The sequence below is a fragment of the Aeoliella mucimassa genome, from assembly GCF_007748035.1.
Lineage (GTDB): Bacteria > Planctomycetota > Planctomycetia > Pirellulales > Lacipirellulaceae > Aeoliella > Aeoliella mucimassa.
In genome coordinates, this window is sequence record NZ_CP036278.1 from 1,913,355 (window position 1) to 1,931,358 (window position 18,004).

The 18,004-nt window shown below is 60.2% G+C and carries 21 protein-coding genes; 12 read left to right on the plus strand and 9 right to left on the minus strand.

Annotated elements, in window-relative coordinates; all coding sequences use genetic code 11:
• Positions 1-186: 186 nt before the first annotated feature.
• Entirely contained in the window at positions 187-876 is a 690-nt protein-coding gene (locus Pan181_RS07685) for a hypothetical protein (RefSeq protein ID WP_145246276.1), read from the minus strand.
• A gap of 134 nt (positions 877-1,010) precedes the next feature.
• Here Pan181_RS07685 and ettA point away from each other — a divergent pair, with 134 nt between their 5' ends.
• The 3 genes from ettA (at position 1,011) to Pan181_RS25960 (ending at position 4,088) form a co-directional block, all read left to right on the plus strand.
• Positions 1,011-2,687: an energy-dependent translational throttle protein EttA gene (ettA, locus tag Pan181_RS07690; protein WP_145246277.1), complete on the plus strand. Its 1,677-nt coding sequence runs from the start codon at positions 1,011-1,013 to the stop codon at positions 2,685-2,687.
• Between the two features lie 36 nt (positions 2,688-2,723).
• A complete protein-coding gene (locus tag Pan181_RS07695) occupies positions 2,724-3,704 on the plus strand; it encodes a C45 family autoproteolytic acyltransferase/hydolase (protein WP_145246278.1) in 981 nt (326 codons plus the stop codon).
• A 135-nt stretch (positions 3,705-3,839) separates the two neighbouring features.
• Complete coding sequence (locus Pan181_RS25960) at positions 3,840-4,088, plus strand: hypothetical protein (protein ID WP_197529020.1); 249 nt, start codon at positions 3,840-3,842, stop codon at positions 4,086-4,088.
• 151 nt (positions 4,089-4,239) lie between these two features.
• Here Pan181_RS25960 and Pan181_RS07705 read toward each other — a convergent pair whose 3' ends face one another.
• Positions 4,240-5,457 carry an ISKra4 family transposase gene (locus tag Pan181_RS07705; protein WP_145246280.1) on the minus strand — a complete coding sequence of 406 codons (1,218 nt, stop codon included), beginning with the start codon at positions 5,455-5,457 and terminating at the stop codon, positions 4,240-4,242.
• A complete protein-coding gene (locus Pan181_RS07710; RefSeq protein ID WP_145246281.1) occupies positions 5,384-5,629 on the minus strand; it encodes a hypothetical protein in 246 nt (81 codons plus the stop codon). Before Pan181_RS07710 ends, Pan181_RS07705 begins: the two co-directional genes overlap by 74 nt.
• Positions 5,630-5,865: 236 nt before the next feature.
• Here Pan181_RS07710 and Pan181_RS07715 point away from each other — a divergent pair, with 236 nt between their 5' ends.
• Positions 5,866-6,192 carry a hypothetical protein gene (locus Pan181_RS07715; protein WP_145246282.1) on the plus strand — a complete coding sequence of 109 codons (327 nt, stop codon included), beginning with the start codon at positions 5,866-5,868 and terminating at the stop codon, positions 6,190-6,192.
• Positions 6,193-6,292: 100 nt separating this feature from the next.
• On the opposite strand, the gene Pan181_RS07720 is transcribed toward Pan181_RS07715, so the two are convergent.
• From Pan181_RS07720 to proC, 4 genes are all read right to left on the minus strand, one after another.
• A complete protein-coding gene (locus tag Pan181_RS07720; RefSeq protein ID WP_145246283.1) occupies positions 6,293-6,856 on the minus strand; it encodes an elongation factor P in 564 nt (187 codons plus the stop codon).
• Between the two features lie 136 nt (positions 6,857-6,992).
• Positions 6,993-7,505: a hypothetical protein gene (locus Pan181_RS07725; protein ID WP_145246284.1), complete on the minus strand. Its 513-nt coding sequence runs from the start codon at positions 7,503-7,505 to the stop codon at positions 6,993-6,995.
• A gap of 54 nt (positions 7,506-7,559) precedes the next feature.
• A complete protein-coding gene (locus tag Pan181_RS07730; RefSeq protein WP_145246285.1) occupies positions 7,560-7,796 on the minus strand; it encodes a hypothetical protein in 237 nt (78 codons plus the stop codon).
• A gap of 54 nt (positions 7,797-7,850) precedes the next feature.
• The gene (proC, locus tag Pan181_RS07735; protein ID WP_145246286.1) at positions 7,851-8,663 is read right to left on the minus strand and encodes a pyrroline-5-carboxylate reductase; all 813 of its coding nucleotides are present in this window, start codon (positions 8,661-8,663) and stop codon (positions 7,851-7,853) included.
• Between the two features lie 172 nt (positions 8,664-8,835).
• Between proC and Pan181_RS07740 the strand changes: the two genes are divergently transcribed.
• The 5 genes from Pan181_RS07740 to Pan181_RS07760 all read left to right on the plus strand — a co-directional run bounded on the left by Pan181_RS07740 (position 8,836) and on the right by Pan181_RS07760 (position 13,027).
• Positions 8,836-9,414 carry a hypothetical protein gene (locus tag Pan181_RS07740; protein WP_145246287.1) on the plus strand — a complete coding sequence of 193 codons (579 nt, stop codon included), beginning with the start codon at positions 8,836-8,838 and terminating at the stop codon, positions 9,412-9,414.
• A 56-nt stretch (positions 9,415-9,470) separates the two neighbouring features.
• Positions 9,471-9,677, plus strand: coding sequence for a hypothetical protein (locus Pan181_RS07745; RefSeq protein WP_145246288.1), 207 nt, complete (start codon positions 9,471-9,473; stop codon positions 9,675-9,677).
• A 130-nt stretch (positions 9,678-9,807) separates the two neighbouring features.
• Positions 9,808-10,902, plus strand: a complete 1,095-nt coding sequence (locus Pan181_RS07750; protein ID WP_145246289.1) for a calcium/sodium antiporter — start codon at positions 9,808-9,810, stop codon at positions 10,900-10,902.
• 62 nt (positions 10,903-10,964) lie between these two features.
• Positions 10,965-12,479 carry an MFS transporter gene (locus Pan181_RS07755; RefSeq protein WP_145246290.1) on the plus strand — a complete coding sequence of 505 codons (1,515 nt, stop codon included), beginning with the start codon at positions 10,965-10,967 and terminating at the stop codon, positions 12,477-12,479.
• Between the two features lie 281 nt (positions 12,480-12,760).
• Positions 12,761-13,027, plus strand: a complete 267-nt coding sequence (locus tag Pan181_RS07760) for a hypothetical protein (RefSeq protein ID WP_197529021.1) — start codon at positions 12,761-12,763, stop codon at positions 13,025-13,027.
• On the opposite strand, the gene Pan181_RS07765 is transcribed toward Pan181_RS07760, so the two are convergent.
• Positions 13,028-13,939 carry a helix-turn-helix domain-containing protein gene (locus Pan181_RS07765; RefSeq protein ID WP_145246291.1) on the minus strand — a complete coding sequence of 304 codons (912 nt, stop codon included), beginning with the start codon at positions 13,937-13,939 and terminating at the stop codon, positions 13,028-13,030. It abuts the gene before it with no gap.
• A 342-nt stretch (positions 13,940-14,281) separates the two neighbouring features.
• Between Pan181_RS07765 and Pan181_RS07770 the strand changes: the two genes are divergently transcribed.
• Together Pan181_RS07770 and Pan181_RS07775 are read left to right on the plus strand one after the other, a co-directional pair.
• On the plus strand, positions 14,282-14,773 hold the full coding sequence (locus Pan181_RS07770; protein WP_145246292.1) for a hypothetical protein: 492 nt from the start codon (positions 14,282-14,284) through the stop codon (positions 14,771-14,773).
• Between the two features lie 37 nt (positions 14,774-14,810).
• Positions 14,811-16,097 (plus strand): hypothetical protein, encoded by a 1,287-nt coding sequence (locus tag Pan181_RS07775; protein WP_145246293.1) that lies wholly within the window; start codon positions 14,811-14,813, stop codon positions 16,095-16,097.
• A 24-nt stretch (positions 16,098-16,121) separates the two neighbouring features.
• Here Pan181_RS07775 and Pan181_RS07780 read toward each other — a convergent pair whose 3' ends face one another.
• On the minus strand, positions 16,122-17,489 hold the full coding sequence (locus tag Pan181_RS07780; RefSeq protein ID WP_145246294.1) for an outer membrane protein assembly factor BamB family protein: 1,368 nt from the start codon (positions 17,487-17,489) through the stop codon (positions 16,122-16,124).
• A gap of 106 nt (positions 17,490-17,595) precedes the next feature.
• Here Pan181_RS07780 and cdd point away from each other — a divergent pair, with 106 nt between their 5' ends.
• On the plus strand, positions 17,596-17,982 hold the full coding sequence (gene cdd / locus Pan181_RS07785) for a cytidine deaminase (RefSeq protein ID WP_197529022.1): 387 nt from the start codon (positions 17,596-17,598) through the stop codon (positions 17,980-17,982).
• The last annotated feature ends 22 nt before the right edge of the window (positions 17,983-18,004 follow it).

The following is an 18,004-nucleotide window of genomic DNA, read 5'->3' on the forward strand; positions in this document are numbered from 1 at the left end:
GGGCCAAGGCCGAAGCGGTTGGCCAAGAACCTATTCGGCATATTTGCCGGAGTTATTCGCCAGCGGCGGCGAAAGAGTTCGCCAAACACTCCGGATTAACTTTACTCGAAGTGGGAGTGCCCACCCTGTTCAAAAATCCTGGCCCTGTGAAAGCCACTTGCCTGGTGGAAGGGCGAGTTCGAACATCTAGTGAACTCCCCGAACCCACACTCTGATCCGCTCCAGCATCATCCGAATCCAGCGATTCGATTTCGGTGGGGTGAGGGTCCATGGACTGTCGCGAATCCACAATGGCGTCGGGCGATGGTCGGCCGGATTTAGCTCCGGCGGCTGACTCACATGCTCGGCGTAGCGGGCGATGCGGCTTGCCAGCGACCGGCGAAACGGGCAGCTCTTCATCGCGGCCACAAACGGGTCGTTCGGGTAGTCGTTTGCCAGCCGTCGCAGCCGCGGCCAGGCTTCCACCCGGTAGAGCGCCTTCGCGAAATGCTTGCGCAAAGTGGGCGTCGCCTCGGCAGGCAGTGACTCGAGGTCGTGGCTCTTCATTCGGGTCGAACACCGTCCTTGCAGCCAGAGGGCGACCGGAAACACCGGAGACTCGGGCGGTAGCTTTTGGAGCACCTGTTGCAGTCCCCTGCAAGGAGCGAGCGAGAGAATCGCCTGGAAATCTCGGCGGAACGCTAGCAGCCAGTTCCCCGTAGGTGTCGAGTCGGCCAGTTGTTGCTCGCGAAATTCGGCCAGTTCCAGCAAAAAACGCTCGGTTGCCAGATCGCCGCTGCGATAGGTGGTGCGGAGCGGTTTGTTCTTCTTGCGTGCCGCCCAATGGTCGGACGCAGCGATCTCAAACTTCGGCCGATCTGGAAAGACGCCTGCCACGATTGGTCCCTCGTGTGTAAAATTGCCGATCCGCAATCCCGAGCCGCGAGTCATTGTACCACTCTGGCCTTCGCCGGCCGAGGCAATTTCGCAAGCTTTCCGTTTCCCGCCCCCAGAACCTACGCTCTTTGCATATGTCGCAAAAATACATCTATCAAATGGCCGGACTGACCAAGAAAATCGGTCAACGGCTCGTGCTCGACGACGTTTACCTTGCCTTTTATCCGGGGGCTAAGATCGGCGTGCTCGGACGCAACGGCGCCGGCAAGAGTACGCTGCTCCGGGTCATGGCGGGGATCGACAAGGAGTTCGACGGCGAAGCCCGCCTGACCGACGGCTTTACCGTGGGGCTGCTGGAGCAGGAACCGAAGCTCGACGCTGACAAGAACGTGTTGGAGAACGTCGAGCAGGCGGTAGCCGCCACGCGGGCGATGCTGGTCGAGTTCGAAGCCTTGGGCGACAAGTACGCCGAAGTGGCCGACGACTCTGATGCTATGGAAAAGCTGATGAACCGCCAGGCGGTGCTGCAGGATCGCATCGACGCGACCAATGCCTGGGAGCTGGATCGTCAGATCGAAGTGGCGATGAACGCGATGAACCTGCCGCCGAGCGATGCCGACGTCACCAAACTCTCGGGCGGCGAGCGTCGCCGTGTGGCGCTCTGCCGGTTGTTGCTCGAGAAGCCCGACTTGCTGCTGCTCGACGAACCGACGAACCACCTCGACGCAGAGAGCGTCGCCTGGCTCGAGCGGCACCTGGCCGATTACCCCGGCACCATCGTCGCGGTGACCCACGATCGCTACTTCCTCGACAACGTGGCCGGCTGGATTCTCGAACTCGACCGCGGCAAAGGTCTGCCGTTCGAGGGCAACTACACCAGCTGGCTCGAGCAGAAGCGGAAGCGGCTCGAGGTGGAAGAGAAGCAAGAGTCGGCCCGCCAGCGGACACTCAAGCGCGAGCTGGAGTGGGTTCGCATGGCTCCCAAGGCTCGCCAGTCGAAGAGCAAAGCCCGTATCTCTGCCTACGAGCAGCTGGCCTCGGAGGATTTTGATGCCAAGGAACGGGAACTCGAGATTCACATTCCGCCGGGACCTCGGCTGGGCGATCAGGTGATCGAGGCCAACGACCTGTCGAAGTCGTTCGGCGACAAGGTGCTGCTCGACAAGGTGAACTTCCGCTTGCCGCCTGGCGGGATCGTTGGCATCATCGGCCCGAATGGTGCGGGTAAAACCACGCTGCTGAAGATGCTGATGGGCAAAGAAGAGCCCGATAGCGGCTCGCTGACCATCGGCCCCACGGTCGAACTCGGCTACGTCGACCAGTCTCGCGATACCCTCGATGGCAACGCGACCGTGTACGAAGAGATTTCCGGCGGGCACGAAACACTCGACATGGGTGGCCACAAGCTCAACGCCCGGGCGTACGTTTCGCGGTTCAATTTCCAAAAGACCGACCAGCAGAAGAAGGTTGGCGTGCTCTCGGGTGGTGAACGCAATCGCGTGCACCTGGCCAAGCTGCTGCGTCGTGGTTCGAACGTGTTGCTGCTCGACGAACCGACGAACGACCTCGATGTCGATACGCTGCGGGCCTTGGAAGAAGCGGTTGCGAACTTCGCCGGCTGTGCGGTGGTGGTGAGCCATGATCGCTGGTTCCTCGATCGCCTGGCCACCCACATCCTGGCCTTCGAGGGAGATGGCTACGTGCATTACTGCGAGGGGAACTTCGATATGTACGAACGCCAACGCCGCGAGCGGTTGGGCGAGGATGCCGACGAGCCGAAACGCTTCAAGTACAAGAAGCTGCACGTGTAACTTGGCACAGGCAGTCGATTCGGGAGGGGCCCAGCGATGTCGACTTGGACCGCATGCGGGACCTTGGATCTCGACCTGGCGCTCCCGGTACGTCGGCGGTTTCTTGTGCATCGTGAGACCTACCAGCAAGCGGCCGAGGAGTTGCTGGTCGCCATGAAGCAGGAGATGCCGAGCTGGTTGCCGCGGATTGCCCACCTGGTCGATCTGCGGACCGCCCGCCGGTTCCACTCGCTGGCCAAGGCTCAGGCCGAAGTGATGGGCATCGACTGGCGCGACTTGATGATTGCTGGCGTGGCCTACGACCTGACGCTCGCGTACTTCGGCTGCTCGACGATGGCCCACGCCACTCAGGAGGGGCCCGTGCTGGCGCGGAACATGGACTGGTGGCCCGAACGCCCGCTCGCCAGGCATAGCTACGTGTTTCGCGAACTCGACGGCCCCATGGCCCGCACCACCGTGGCTGGCTGGCCCGGGGCCATTGGGCTGGTGACCGGGATGTCGCAGCACGGATTCGCCTTGGCGATGAACGCGGTCGGCGACGGAACCGGGCTCAACAAAACCGGCTACCCGGTGATGCTGCACCTGCGGCGGGTGATCGACGATTGCCGCTCGTTCGATCAGGCGGTCGAGCGCGTCGCCCAACAGTCGCTCGCTGCGCCTTGCCTGGTGACGATCGTCGGCACCGAGAACCACCAGCGGGTCTGTGTGGAGCGGACTCCGACCACGTGCTGCATCCGACGCGCGGAAGGGGACGATCCGCTGCTGACCACCAACCACTACCAGGCGGACGAAGACGACCTGGAGCTCGACGCGGGGAGCTTGGGTTCTACCAGCTGCGGGCGACTTGCCGCTATGCAGCAGTTGCTTCCGACTGATTGTCGAGCGATGCCTGACGACGAGTTGCTGTATGTGCTGAGCGACTCGCAAGTTCGTTTGGGTATTACCGCGCAGCACATCGTGATGCGTCCTCGCGAGAATCGTATGCAGCTCTGCGTTCCCACGAGTCTGGTTTCGTAACCGGTCGCGTGGATCGATTCCGAGTAACTCTTGGTTTGCACACGGCTCCGCGGTTGTTCTTCGAGGTTGCATTCCTTAAACTCGGTCTCCTTATAACGTTGAAACTGGTTTGAATTTTTGAGGAGCGAATTAACAATGAGTGTTGTTCGAGTAGGCTCGACTCAACAGTATGCCGATAACTGGGACTCGATCTTCAGTGGTCCAAAAGGCAAGAAGAAGGCGACCACCGCGAAGCAGAAGGCTGCCAAGAAGACCGCGAAGAAGAAGTCGACCAATAAGAAAGCCGTAGCCGCGGCCACGCCGGCCAAGGCGAAGAAGGCGACCAAGAAGAAGGCCTCGCCGAAGAAAGCTGCCAAGAAGAAGACGGCGAAGAAGAAAAAATAGTGCAAGGCTAGGCGTTCCTTCTGCGGGCGAGCTTCGTCCCGCGGCGCGTTAAAATCGGAAGAATGGGTAGTGCTGCGGGTTTTCAAGCGGCATTTTCCCCGGTTCTCTTATCCAATCCCCAGTGTAAGCGTCACAATTGTGGGCAGTTTGCTTAAGCTGCGTACTTTTGCCAGTAGTCTTCCCAGCAGCCGCGTTGGCTGAGGTAGAGGGCGCGGAGGTGGCACACGGCGTTCGAGCCGTGTTGGCTCCATCGCATGCCGCTTTGTTTCAATCGCCCCGCCACGACGGTTTTGCACGCGCTCTCGACCGGGCCGCTGCCGATCTGCCAGCCGTGGGCCACGTAGCGGGGGTAGTTCATCTTGTGCTGGTGGTTTTGGAAGTATCGCAGGCAGGTCGCATGAGCTTCGCGTTGAGCGGAAGACCAGTTGGTCTTTTCCAGCGACTGCAACATCCACACGATGCTCAAGCCTCCTTGGTGCTTCAGCCGGTGACACCACGATGCCAACTGAGCGGTGCGGTGCTCCTCGTCGTCCGGATAGAGCGACTGGCTTAATTCCACCAGGTACTCACTCGCGTGCCAGAAGTCGAGGATCCGCTCCGCACACGGGAAGTGCACTCGCAAGAACTCTTCTAAACCAGCACCACCATCCGAGATCGCGATCTGCTGCTCCGCCTCGTCCCACCCAACCGCGGCCGCTTGGCGACGCAGTTGTCGCCCGAGTTCCGGGAGTTCATAAAACCCCGATAAATACCGCACCGAATGCGGGTCGGGCATTCGCTCATCATGCTCGCTATTCGTGTTGTAGACCATCCCGACGTACGCCATGCGGCCCTCGGCCTGCGCGCCACGAGGGCCTTGCTGTCGCACGCCTGTGGCGTCGAGACTCACGTACGCGCACGTCTTGCCATGCGCATCGCGTTGCCAGGCGAACGGCTCTGTGTTGCCAAATGTCTCGCCTTCGGCGAGTAGCGATTTCAATCGCTCCCCGGCGTCTTCGGTGACTCGCTCGACGGTCGACTCGCTGACCTTCAGTCCACACAGTTTACGAAGTGTCACTTCGCTCGACTGAGCGAAGCTCGTTTGCACGCCGGCAATGCTCACCACTTGGGCCGCGGCCGGACTAAACTTTCGCTTGCCAAGTCCCAGCGTTTTGTCACGCGGACAGAGACCACGACGACACTTGTGACAGTGATAGTAATGACGCCTCACTTGCAATGGGCCAAGCAGGCTATCGACCCACCGCTGGCGAATACTAACACAACGAGCATCGCCATCGCAGGTCGGGCAGACGCAGCTAGCTTTCTCGTACCCGCCCCTTTTTTTGTCGCTCGTCGGCGACTGTTTCCAAGGCCTTGGCTCCGAGTGCATGCACTCGGTCGCGGAGGTCAAACTCCGTCTGCCCAAACAGATTCGAGTCCTCCTTGCCAGCGAGCGCCTTCGCGATCCGCCGGCGTTCCTGCTCGAAGCAATCTCCCAGCAGCTCGTAAACTCGCTGCTCCTCTTCGTTTAGCTCGATTGGCTCACGCGGCGAATAGGCCATGATCATCTCCTGGCGTGTGGCAAAATAGGAAGAGTCACCCGGCACAATATATTAGAACCGATTTCATGCCTACTTTCGAGACGCTTACACCAATCCCCAAACTTTGGACGATTGGTCTAGCTATCTGTATGCCCCAGCGCTATACTGTGGGGCTGTATCTAAATTTCGGCCGCGCGGCATTTGTTCCAAGCCCCACCGGCCAAACCCAAACCACCGCGTGTTTAGGAGTGACGACCATGGGTATGTTCAAGGCAGCATGGGAGGATGAAGAAAACAACCGCCGAGTCGACTTGGTAGTGGCCTACCAAGTGGCTGATGGACAGGTTGAAATCGATAACGTCACTCCCCATCGCGTTCATTTTCGCGACCCCGAATCGGGCGAGACCACTCGTTCGATCCGCGTGCACACCGAATCGGGCAAGCAGTTGCTGCTCGACCGCGCTTTGTCGGCCGGTGCTGTTGATCGCATTCGTCATCAGCTCAGCGATGCCGATGTGCACGAAGTTCGCCACGACCTGGACATGGTGCACGATCCTCATACCGAGCCTAGCCTGACTGTCTAAGTCTCCTGGTTCGAGTTGCAAAACACACACAGCAGACCGTCGTTCCCGCAGGAACGACCGTCTGTTTTTTATATACCCATCGCACTCCGCAGTCCCCGGCTTAGGCGCGGCCGAGGAACTCATGGGTGCGGGTGTCGACTTTGATCTTTTCGCCTTGTTTCAGGTACTCTGGCACCTGAATCAAGCAGCCGGTTTCGAGCGTGGCCGGCTTGGTGCGGCCAGTGGCGCTGTTGCCTTTCACGCCGGGGTCGGTCTGAGTGATCGTCAGCTCCACGGTCGCTGGCACCTGCAGGCCGACGCATTCGCCTTCGTAGATGAGTGCGACCAGACCTTCGAGTCCCTCGCACACGTACTTCATTTCGTTTTCGACATCTGCCAGGGCGATGGAGTACTGGTTGTAGTCGGCCGAGTCGAGCAGGTGCACTGCTTCGATGTCGCTATACATCAGCGAGACTTCCCGCTTCTGAAAATCGGCTTCTTCCAAGTTGTCGGTTCCCTTGCAAGTCAGGTCGGCTTTCTGCTTCGAGACCAGATTGCGGGCACGGAACTTGTAGAGCGTGTTGCCACCTCGGGCGGAGGGGGACTGCACGGTTACGCTCTCAAGGATGTGGGGGGCTCCGTTGTGGACAAACACGGAACCAGGTTTCAGGTCTTTGGCGAGCATCTTGCGACAGGGGAATGTAGGGGAGGAATATCGTAGCTGGCTACGGAAAATGGCTCCGCATGATACCACTTGGGAGCGAATCTGGGGAAGCTCGGGCGGAGCCGAAATCCCTTAACTTAACGGGCTGCGTGCGGGCCTAGACCATCAAATCGCCGCTCGCGGGGTCGAAGGCCAGCCCGCGGGTGATTTGGGTCAATGCGTCGACCACCGTGATCAGGCTGGCGGGATCCAGCGACTCGTCGAGCAGTTCGTCGTCGTCGTCGCCGAACTCGTCGCCCAGATCGTACTGGTCGCCGGAGTCGGCAAGTCGCTCGAAGTGCATGACGTCGAGCCGGGCGTCGGCCCGGATGAGCTGCGCGAGTTGGTCGCCGTCGAGTTGTTTGCGAAGCTTCTGCGCCAGGTCGGTGCTTTGTTCCACGACCGACTCGCCTGCTTCGTAGCTGATTTCCATCGCGGCGTTGTCTTCCGGCGCCTGCACCACGGCCGAGATGAAGAGTCCATCTTCGGTCGATTGCAGATCGGTAACGCGCAAGCGGGAACTGGCCCTGCTAATGGCTTTCTCAACCTTCGCCATGGTCGGTCGGCGCTCAGTCGAGAACAGCACGAAATAGGTTTCGCGCCAAGCTAGTTGTTCTCCGTCGCTGTTCATTCCGTGGAATCCTTGAAACGTGTGGTTCCTGTGTATCGTGACTTTTTCAAAGGGTTACCAGTCTTCCTCTTCTTCCGGCAGGCCTTCGCCACCTTGCCAGGCTTCGAGCATCTTGATCATGTCGTCGCGTTCTTTCTGGTTGGCCCAGACGCTTTCGCCTTGCTCAAGTCGGATTTCGTAGTAGCCTTCGCGGACGCAGTCTTCTTCGCCACAAAAGTGCGGCGTAGCTGCGACCCACATAACCCGATAAAGAGGGATCTGTTTATCGTCGACCAGGCAAAGAATCGACATCGGTTGGACTCCCGTGCGTTGGTTGAGTTCGGATGTGGGGGGCGTTTGTTCTCGTTAGTTGCGACCGAGTTGTTGCGATCGCTCGGCCGCGGCTTTCACCGCTCCGATCACAGTCGATCGCAGGCTTCCCTGTTCCAGGGCGGCCAAACCGGCGATGGTCGTCCCGCCAGGGCTGGCGACCGCTTCGCGGAGCAACGCAGGGTGCTCTCCGGTCTCCAGCACCATGGCAGCTGCACCCGACACCGTCTGAGCAGCCAGCTGATGGGCGACCGCTCGCGGCAAACCGGCCAGCACTCCGCCGTCGCTAAGTGCTTCGATCATAGTATACACGAACGCAGGGCCTGAGCCCGAGAGCCCGGTGACCGCATCGAGCAGCGATTCCGGCACTTCAAAGGCGATTCCGACCGCTTCGAGCAGCTGCAAAACCGAAGCGAGATCGTCGGCCGTGGCGTGCGTTCCCCCGCTAAAACCGCTCGCTCCTCGTCCGATGAGGGCCGGCGTGTTCGGCATCACCCGCACTACGTGGGTTCCTTCGGCCAGGCCCGCTTCGAGCTTGGCGATCGGCACCCCCGCGGCGATGGACACTACCAGCGGAGCCGACTCGCCGAGCGGCAGATTGCCGAGTACCGCACCCATGACCTGCGGTTTCACGGCCAGGATCAGCATGCTCGCATGGCGACTTACCGCGGCGTTGTCGCCGTGTAAGTGGGCGCCGGGCAAACGCTCGGCGAACGCCTGACGCACCTCGGCGTTGGGGTCGCTGGCAGCTATCTCCGAAGCCGCCGCCAGGCCAGCGTCGACTAATCCTCCAGCCAAGGCCGAGGCCATGCGGCCGGCACCGATGAATCCGTATTTGTACTGTGGCATAGCTATGTGATGATCGATGTGAACGCGAGCCGCAAGGCCCAAAAAGCCCGCAAACTCTAGGGGCGAGTCGCTGCTAGCAGTCTACGTTGGAATTGGCCTGGACGCGATAGCCATCCCTTGGCAAACTCCCCGCCGAATTGTTGTTTCCCGTTTCCCGAAGGAAATCAGTACGATGAATTCCTATTCGCGAAGTGTCGCCTGTTTCGTTTTGTTCCTTAGTTCCGCTTTCTCTGGCTCGTCGTTGTGCGTTGCCGAGGAGGGAGGAATTCGCAATCTGTTCCCATTCGGAAAGTCCGAAGAGAAGCAGACCGAGCCGGTGCAAAGCGATCCTGTATTGTTGGGCGACCCCACGTTGCAGCAGCCTGCTGCGGTTGAAGCCGAAAAGTCCAACTGGTGGGTCGATTCGCCGATTGCCAAGGTGAGCTGGCCCGAAGTAAAGATGCCGAAAGTCGAGTGGAATCCTCCTTGGAAACCCTCGGAGACCGGCGAACCGAGCTGGTTGCAGAAGCAAACCGCCAAGGCCAAGTCCGGCGCTCGCAACGTAGCCGAGAAGACCAAGACTGCCTGGAACGGCTCGCTCGACAAGATGAAGCTCGTGCTGCCTGGTCAGAAGCAGGATGGCACCCAGCTGGCCGAGGGGGACTCGGAACCTGGTTTCTGGCACAAGCTGTTTGCTCCCGACGAACCGGAGTTGCCGGAGACCGAAACGCCGATGGTCGCCCAGCAACCGGGGCAAACCCTACAGCGTTAGTCGGCTCGCCGAACCGATGGGGGTAAACTCGACTTCTCTTCTCTATTAGTAGGTTGATGATGATCTTGCCTCGTTTTCGTAATGCGATGCTGCTGGCTGCTGTTCTGATGGTTTCGAGTACCGGATGCCAGATGTACCGGCCTCCGGGAGCGATGCTCCCGAGCCTGGCGGCTGCCAAGCAGGATCGCGAGATCGAAAAATTCGCCGAGACCAGCTCGTTTCCGACCCCCGAGCAGGTGGGACTCACCGACGAAGACGAGTAACCTCGTCGACTTCGGTTGCGGCTCACCCCTCCACGCGACACCCGAAAATCGGATAAACTAGCCGACTTGTCGATGTCACCATCAACCAAGTGGGCAGTGATCCGCTGCGCAAGGAAGGGTCTCGCACGTTTTGTATATTCTGTTTGGTATCGTCGGAGGTTTCGTCGCCTTGATCGCAGGAGGCGAACTCTTGGTTCGCGGGGCTTCGAACCTGGCGGCAGCTGCTAAAGTTTCTCCTCTCATCATTGGTCTCACTGTCGTTGCGTTCGGCACCAGTGCGCCGGAACTCGCCGTCTCCATCCAATCGTGCTACGAAGGCAAAACCGACCTGGCTGTCGGCAACGCGGTCGGTAGCAACATCTCGAACTTGTTGTTTATCCTCGGCGTGTCGGCCATCGCGGCTCCGCTGGCAGTAAGCTTGCGACTGTTCCGGTTGGACATTCCTGCGATGATCGTCGCGGCGCTCATGCTCCTCGGGTTCGGTTGGGACGGTAAACTCGATCGCGTCGAAGGAGCGGTCTGCTTCCTCACGCTGGTTTGCTATTTCATCTTTACTGTCCGGCAAGGTCGCCGCGAGTCGGCCATCGCTGCGGCCGAGTCGCAGATTGCCGTTCAGGAGATCACTTACGATCCCAAGAAAAGCACCGCGAAGGATACGATACTCGATGTCGTGAAACTCCTGATTGGGTTAGCCTTGTTGGTGAAGGGAGCTGACTGGCTGGTGAAAGCCTGCGTGTCGCTCGCCCAAGGATTTGGAGTGAGCGAACTGGTGATCGGGCTCACGGTCGTTGCGATCGGCACCTCGCTTCCGGAGCTGGTTACCTCGCTCATGGCTAGCCTGCGAGGCGAGCGCGACCTGGCGGTCGGCAACGTGGTCGGTAGCAATATTCTAAATATTTTGTTGGTCCTCGGGCTTTCTTCCGTTGTGGCTCCAGATGGCATCAACGTCGATCGTCAGTCGCTGGCCTTCGACATTCCGGTGCTGATCGCCATGAGCGTCGCAGCGATCCCGGTGTTCTTTTCAGGCATGGTGATCTCTCGCATCGAGGGTATCGCCATGTTACTCTATTACCTGTCGTATCTGGGTTACCTGGTGAGGCACGCATCGCGTCCCGCCGGCACGGTGACTCCTGCGATGGAAACCGTGTTGTTTCTTGCTCCGTTGGTTCCTCTAGTGCTAACGGTAATCGTCGTATCGCGATGGAAAAGCAAGAGCACGAGCTAAACCCCAGAGACTGATTCGTACCCTCCCTGTTTCACTTGTCCCTTGCGTGAGGAGCTCCCTCGATGCCTAGCGTCCAGATTCGCTTGCAGATCATGATGTTCTTGCAGTTCTTTGTATGGGGAGCTTGGTTCGCTACGCTGGGTCAGTGCCTCGGCGAGAACGGCATGGAAGGCTTCATCGGCACCGCGTTCGGTACCGCCCCGCTGGCAGCCATCATTGCTCCTTTGTTTCTGGGCCTGATTGCCGACCGCTTCTTCCCATCCGAGAAAGTGATGGGCGTGTTGTTTCTCATCGGTGGTGGCCTCATGTGTATGGCTCCGCACTACTTGGTTGCTGGTAACAGCAATATGCTGTATTGGTTGTTCCTTGGTCACCTGTTGTGCTACATGCCGACCTTGGGGTTGAGTAACACTATTGCGTTTACCAATATCGAAGACCAAAACGACTTCCCCAAGATTCGCGTGTGGGGCACCATCGGTTGGATCGTCGCTGGTCTGGTCGTTGGTTTCTCGGGTTGGTCGCCGACGCCGAACATTCTCTGGCTCGCTGGTATCGCTTCGTTGGTGATGGGTGTCTTCAGTTTCGCGCTGCCGACCACTCCTCCGCCCGCTAAAGGCAAACCAGCCGACTTCCGCACCGTGTTGATGCTCGATGCGTTCCAGTTGATGGCCAGCACTCCCTTCCTGGTGTTCATCATCTGCTCGACGCTCATTTGTATTCCGCTGGCTTACTACTACAGCTTCACGTCGAACCTGCTCGGTCAGCTCGGCTACCAAGCAACTGCTTCGACAATGACCCTTGGTCAGATGAGCGAAATCATCTTCATGCTGCTCATTCCCTTCTTCTTCCGCCGTCTCGGCGTGAAGTGGATGATCCTGGTCGGCATGGGCGCCTGGGTCGTGCGTTATATGCTCTTCGCGTTCGGTGCTCCCGGGCAAGTGGAGTGGATGGTACTGCTGGCGATCTTGCTGCATGGCGTGTGTTACGACTTTTTCTTCGTCACCGGTTTCATGTACACCGATCAGAAAGCTCCAGCCGAAGTGCGAGGCCAAGCCCAAGGGTTGTTGGTGTTCTTCACCCAAGGCGTCGGCATGTACTTTGGTTACATGGTTGCCGGCATCTTGTTTGCTTCGACCATGACCAGCTACACCGCGCTCGACCTCGACATGAAGATTGCCGAAGCCCGTCCGCTGGTCGCTCAAGCGACCGAAGCCGAAGCTGCGGAGCCGAAAGCCAACCTGGAACAAGCGATTGTTGCTGGCGAAGCTGCCTTGGCTGCTGCTGATGCCAATGCGGAAGACGCTGGCGATCAAATCAAAGCAGCCGGCAAGCAACTCGCCGTTGCGCTTGCCGAAATGCCAGGCGTCACCGCCCCGAGCTTCGTCGAGCAGTTTGGTTTGATGTTCACAGCTAAGGTGCCCGAAGGAACCGATCAGGCACGCTACAGCACGACCATGGATCAGTGGAAGCAGTTCTGGCTGATTCCCGCCGGCATGGCCGGAGCCATCCTGGTGCTGTTCGCCCTGACGTTCTTCGACCGCAAGGCTTCGGAAGCTGCGATTGAAGAGAACACCTAAGCGAACAAATAGGTTCGACATTACGAATCCACCCGCTGTGTGAGCCATGCTTGCACAGCGGGTTTTTTATTCTGAAGGAAAACCACGTCCTCTGGACGTGGTCACAATCAGGTGGCTACGCCGTACTTCCACTTATTAAACAAATGAGCACGCCCTCCGGGCGTACACTTGAAAGCCCCCGGCTCTGCCGGGGGATCATTTACTCCGATTGCCGGAGCAGCGATGTTTCTGATAATCTTGTCCACAAGCACCGGATGCTTCCGTGTGTGTTCGAACCGTTGATGTTTTCCATTTTGTCGCAAAGGCCAAGCAACATGCCTGGTGAGCATCTGGATCTCTCAAGCGAGCAACCTGCCCCGCGCCGAGCGGCCGCGGAGGAGGCCCGCAAGTTTATCGGCGTTCACTTCGCGTGCTGCGATGTCTACTCGCGGGTATACGTGAACCGCGACCGCAGTGCGTACATCGGCCATTGCCCACGCTGCGCGAAGCCGGTGAGGTTCACTATTGGACCCGGCGGGTCCGATTCGCGGATGTTCCAAGCCAGCTAGCTAGCCAGCTGCACAGCCCGAAAGCGAGTCGGGCAGCGCGATAGTCGGCATTCCGACCGGCGAGTTATTATCCGGGCGATTGTTTCCCACTTTGCCCAACTCGATCGAGTGGGAATCTATTTCGCGCGGGTCCGACGCTGCGTTTTCCTCGGGATTTACGCGGTTTTCACTCGCGCTCGGGGGAGAATCCTCCGTCGATAGATTCCCACGTGGGAAACTATTCTCAGCGCCTTCCACATCCGCCGGCGACGACGCATCGCAGGCTTCGACAGGCTCTTCGGGAGCTTCGTCGGCGACCTCCAACGGTTCGCGTGCAGGCTCAGTCTCCTCGGGCTCCAGATTATCGGAATCGGGCTCGTCAGAAGCGAACTCGTCGCAGTCCACTTCGCCCTCGTCCAACTCTTCGGTGTCCCAATCGCCCTCGCCCCAGTCATCTAGCTCCCAATCGTCTAGATCCGCACTGCGGGCCGACTCGTGCTGGCCGGCCGCATCGCGGATCAGTTGGGCCACCTGCTCGGCGATCGGCTGCCCGGTAAGTTGGATGATATCCGCATGCTTCACCAGGTCGTGCGCCCGCTGGGCGAGTTGTTCGATATCGCTCGGCTGTAACTGCTGCTGACGACGCTCCTCGCGCCGCGCCCGCTCCAGGCGTTCCTCGCGTTCCAGCATCCAGGCGGCCGCCCGCCAGTGGGTCGCAGCGAACTTACGCATCGCATGCAGCGGGCTCAGCTCATGCGCAACCCGAGCTTGCCGCAACCGCTGGTCGAACAACTCGTCAACGCGTCGCTCGTTCACGATCGTCTTGCGGCTACACCCCACGTAGCTGGCAATCCGCTGGTAGCTCATCCCGGCGGTCAGCAACGTGCAAATCTCGCGTTTTTTGGTCTCATCCAGCACTCTTACTCGTCCCATGGTTGGGTCCTTTCTTGCGTCAATAATAACTATACATGCGCACACATATGCACTAGTTGTTGTAGCAAGCCAGGTGGCCATTTCCTAGCAAGAAATGGGCAAAACGAGGGCTGAAAAGCCCGCTGGATCAGCTTTTCCATCGCAGAAAAATGCCCCGCAGCGGGGGGCTGGCAGCCGAGGTGTAGGGGGGCGGCTGGGTGCCCAAATTCGCCAAGTTGCCAGCTCGATCGCTGGTGTTGGAGCGGAGTGCTGGCATGGGCCGAACCGCGTTGCGTTGGTCCGCGAAATCCGCTACGGTCTCGCAGCTATGTCTCTCCCGGTTTGGTTGTTCAAGGGTCATCCGTGCTCGATTTCGACGTTCAACGTTGTACGCGCCGCTGTGCTGCGACCGAGGTTCCGCTGGAGCCGGGCGACGCCTATTACTCGGTGTTGCTGGCCGAAGGGGCCGACGTGGTGCGCCGCGACTTTGCGAAGTCGGCCTGGCAGGGACCGCCCGAGGGAGCCCTCGGTTGGTGGGCCGCTCAGGTGCCAGCCGATGAGAACGCCAAGCCGAAGCTCGCCCCGAGCGAGGTGGCACTCGAACTATTCGACCGCTGGCGCGATCAGCCCGAGCATGCGGATGCGACCTACGTGCTCGCGCTGCTGTTGGTCCGCAAGCGGGTGTTTCGCTTTTCGGATAGCCCCTTCACCGAACAGGCCTCGCCGGAAGAGCAGTTGCAGCTCTTCTGCCCCACCCGGGCGGCGGAGTACGAGGTGCCGGTGGTGGAGGTCACTCCGCAGCGGGCCGACGAGATCCAACAGCGCCTGATCGAACTACTCTACGACAATCAATAACCCTACCAACATTCACCCCTCGCGAGCGAGCATCCCCTTGTCTTCCCAAGTCGCTACCCGCCGAACGTTGCTGGCTGCAGGTTTGCTCTGCTTGATGCTCGCGACCGGTTGCCGTGGATTCCGGCAAGGGTTCTTCAAGCCGCCTGGGCCGACCGCGCCGTCGGTGCTGAATACCACGCCGACCGCGATGGACATCGTGGGAGCGGTGAATGCCAATACCGCGCGGGTGCAATCGTACCACGCCAACTCGGCAACGTTCACCGTGCCTGGAGTGGCTGGCATTCCGCTGCTGCGGGGCAAGATCGTGCTCGACCGCCCGATGGATTTCCGCCTAACCGCGGGGCTGGGGCTGGGGAGCGACGTGATCGACCTCGGCAGCAACCAGGAGATGCTCTGGTTTTGGGTGAAGTACAACTCGCCGCCGGCGATGTATTACTGCCGGCACGATCAATACGCATCGAGCGCGGCGCCGCAGATGCTGCCGATCGATCCCACCTGGATTGGCGACGCACTCGGTTTGGTGGAGCTGAATCCCACTGCCAATTACGAGGGACCGATCGCCCGCCCCGACGGAACGTTGGAGCTTCGCTCGCCGATCACCGCGCCGAGCGGCCCGATGACGCGGGTGATTGTGGTCGACGCCACGCGGGCGTGGGTGCTTGAGCAGTACTTGTACGATCAATCGGGCAATCTGGTGGCCAGCGCCAAGTCGAAGGACTTCCGCTACGACACGGTAGCCAACGTTTCGTTGCCTCGTCAGGTAACGATCACGGTGCCTGCTTCGGAGCTGACGCTCACGATCAACGTCGGTTCGGTGGCGGTGAACGTTCCGGTGGCCAACCGTACGACGATGTTCTCGCCGCCGGCACTGACGAACTATCCGCGGGTTGACCTGGGGAGCATGCCGGCCGGCATGGCGTTCGATCCCTCGATCATCCCGCCGCAGACCGTGGTGCCGAACGAGCCTCCGCCGATTGCGTACAATCCGTCGGCGGCCGCCCCGTCGTATGGATCCAGTACACAGAACACGCTGGGCACTCCGAACACCTTGGGCACACCAAGCATGATGGGCAACTCATCGGCCGCCAGCGGCTTGCCGAGCGCGTATGGCTCGCCGGCCAATACGATTCCCACAACCACTCAGCCGAACTTGTCGGGCTCGCTGATCGGACCGACCAGCTACGACACCCCCACGAGTGTCGACGCCCCGCTCGGCGGCAGCGATCCCGCGGGCTTGGGGGCTCCCGTTGGCTATGGCGCTCCTGCAGGGGTGCAGCGGTTGCCGCAAGGTGGCATCGCCCTCGATCCCACCGCTTCGTTCTAGCGAAACGACTTTGCTGCTGGTGGTCTACTCGCCGAAGCAGAACAGGTGGTCGTAGCCGCGGATCAGCAGCTTGCCACCTACCACGACGGGAGTCGCATCGATGCCTTCGTCGAGGCGGTTCGTCGCGAGCACCTGGTACTCGTCGGAATCGGCCAGCACCATGGTGGTTCCATCCCGCCCAGCGATGTAGACGCGCCCGTCGGCCCCCACCGGCGAGGCATACACGTTGCTGATGTCGCCCAGGCGTTGGGCCGAAACCAACAGCTCGCCGGTTCGGGCGTTGGCGATCGACAGGATGCCGTTGTTCGATTTGATGTAGTAGAGCCGCTCGCCATACAGCAGTGGCGAAGGGACGTACGGCGCGTTGCGTTCCGACTGCCAGGCGATGGTCTCGCTGTTGGTGACGTCGCCGGTGGAGTCGAGGGGAATCGCCAGGATGGCCGCCCCGCGATAGCCGCTCATGCAGATCGCCAAATTCTCGAAGATCACCGGCGAGGGAATCGGGTTGCCGACCTGCCCGCCGCATTCCCAGATCACGTCGCCGTTGGTCAGGTCGTAGCTGCGGGTGCGATTCGATCCGTTGACGATCACTTGAGTCTTGCCGGCCGCTTCGACAATGAGCGGCGTGACCCACGTGGTTCGCTCGTCGCGATCTTTCTTCCAGCGAGGCTGGCCGGTGTTCGCATCGAGTGCGGTGATGAACGACGGCCCTTCGTGATCCCAATTCACTACCAGGGTATCGCCATGCAGGGCAGGGGAGGCACCCTCGCCGAACCCGGCGCGAGTTTGCATGTCGCCCAGATCGGTCGACCAGACGAGGTCGCCATCGAGCGTGTAGCAGTAGAGTCCCTGCGAACCAAAGAAGAAGTAGACGTGCTTGCCATCGGTCACCGGCGAGGCCGAAGCGTGCGTGTTGTCGGAGTGCCCCGCTTCGCTCGGCACCGCTTCGATGGCGGTCTTCTGCCAGAGCGTCTTGCCGGTCTCCAGGTCCAAGCACATCGCAACGTATTGGTAGTAGTTGGTCGGCTTTGACGACCCGCGACCAAACCGCCCGCCGCGTCGGCCACCAGGGCCTTGGGGTGGTTCTTCGGCGGCAGGCTCGTCGCTTGCAGCGTCGGCCGCGCGGTCGGTCTCAATCGCAGTAGCAATGAAAATGCGGTTGCCCCACACGATGGGAGTCGCGTTACCGCGCCCAGGGAGATCGACCTTCCAGGTGGCGGAGTCTTCGCTCCACTCGGTGGGAGGAGTGCCGCTGGGAGCGACGCCGGTGTGTTCGGGACCCCGCCAGCTTGGCCAACTAGCTTCCTGCTGCTGGGCAAGCGATATCGTCCAGGGCAGGCAAATCAAGGCGACGAATGCCAGGAAGGGAGAGGCCAGGCAGGGGGATTTCATAAACGTTCCTCGTGCGGTGCAGGCAAAACGGTATAGTGGTAGAGCGAAAGGATTGTATCGCATTGCCTTGGGGATGGCGAATTTTGACGCAGTAAAGGAGTAAGAGTTGGAAATCGATCGCGAGCTTCTCATCGAGCAGGCCAAGCAGGCGAGCCGCCAGGCTTATGCCAGGTTCAGTCATTTTTCTGTCGGCGCGGCGGTGCTCGGCAACGATGGCAACGTGTACGTTGGCTGCAACGTCGAGAACTCCTCCTACGGGCTAACCATGTGTGCCGAACGCTCGGCCGTGTTTGCGGCCGTGGTCGGCGGGGCGACCAAAATCGTTGCGGTCGCGGTGTTTACCCCTACCGAACGGCTGGTCTCCCCCTGCGGTGCCTGTCGGCAAGTGCTGTACGAGTTTGCCGACGACATGCAGGTGTTCATCGCAAATAACACCGAACACGTGCAAGAGTTCCGTTTGGAGGAGCTATTGCCAGAAGGTTTTCGACTTTAAGTCGTTAGCAAGCCGCTGTCGG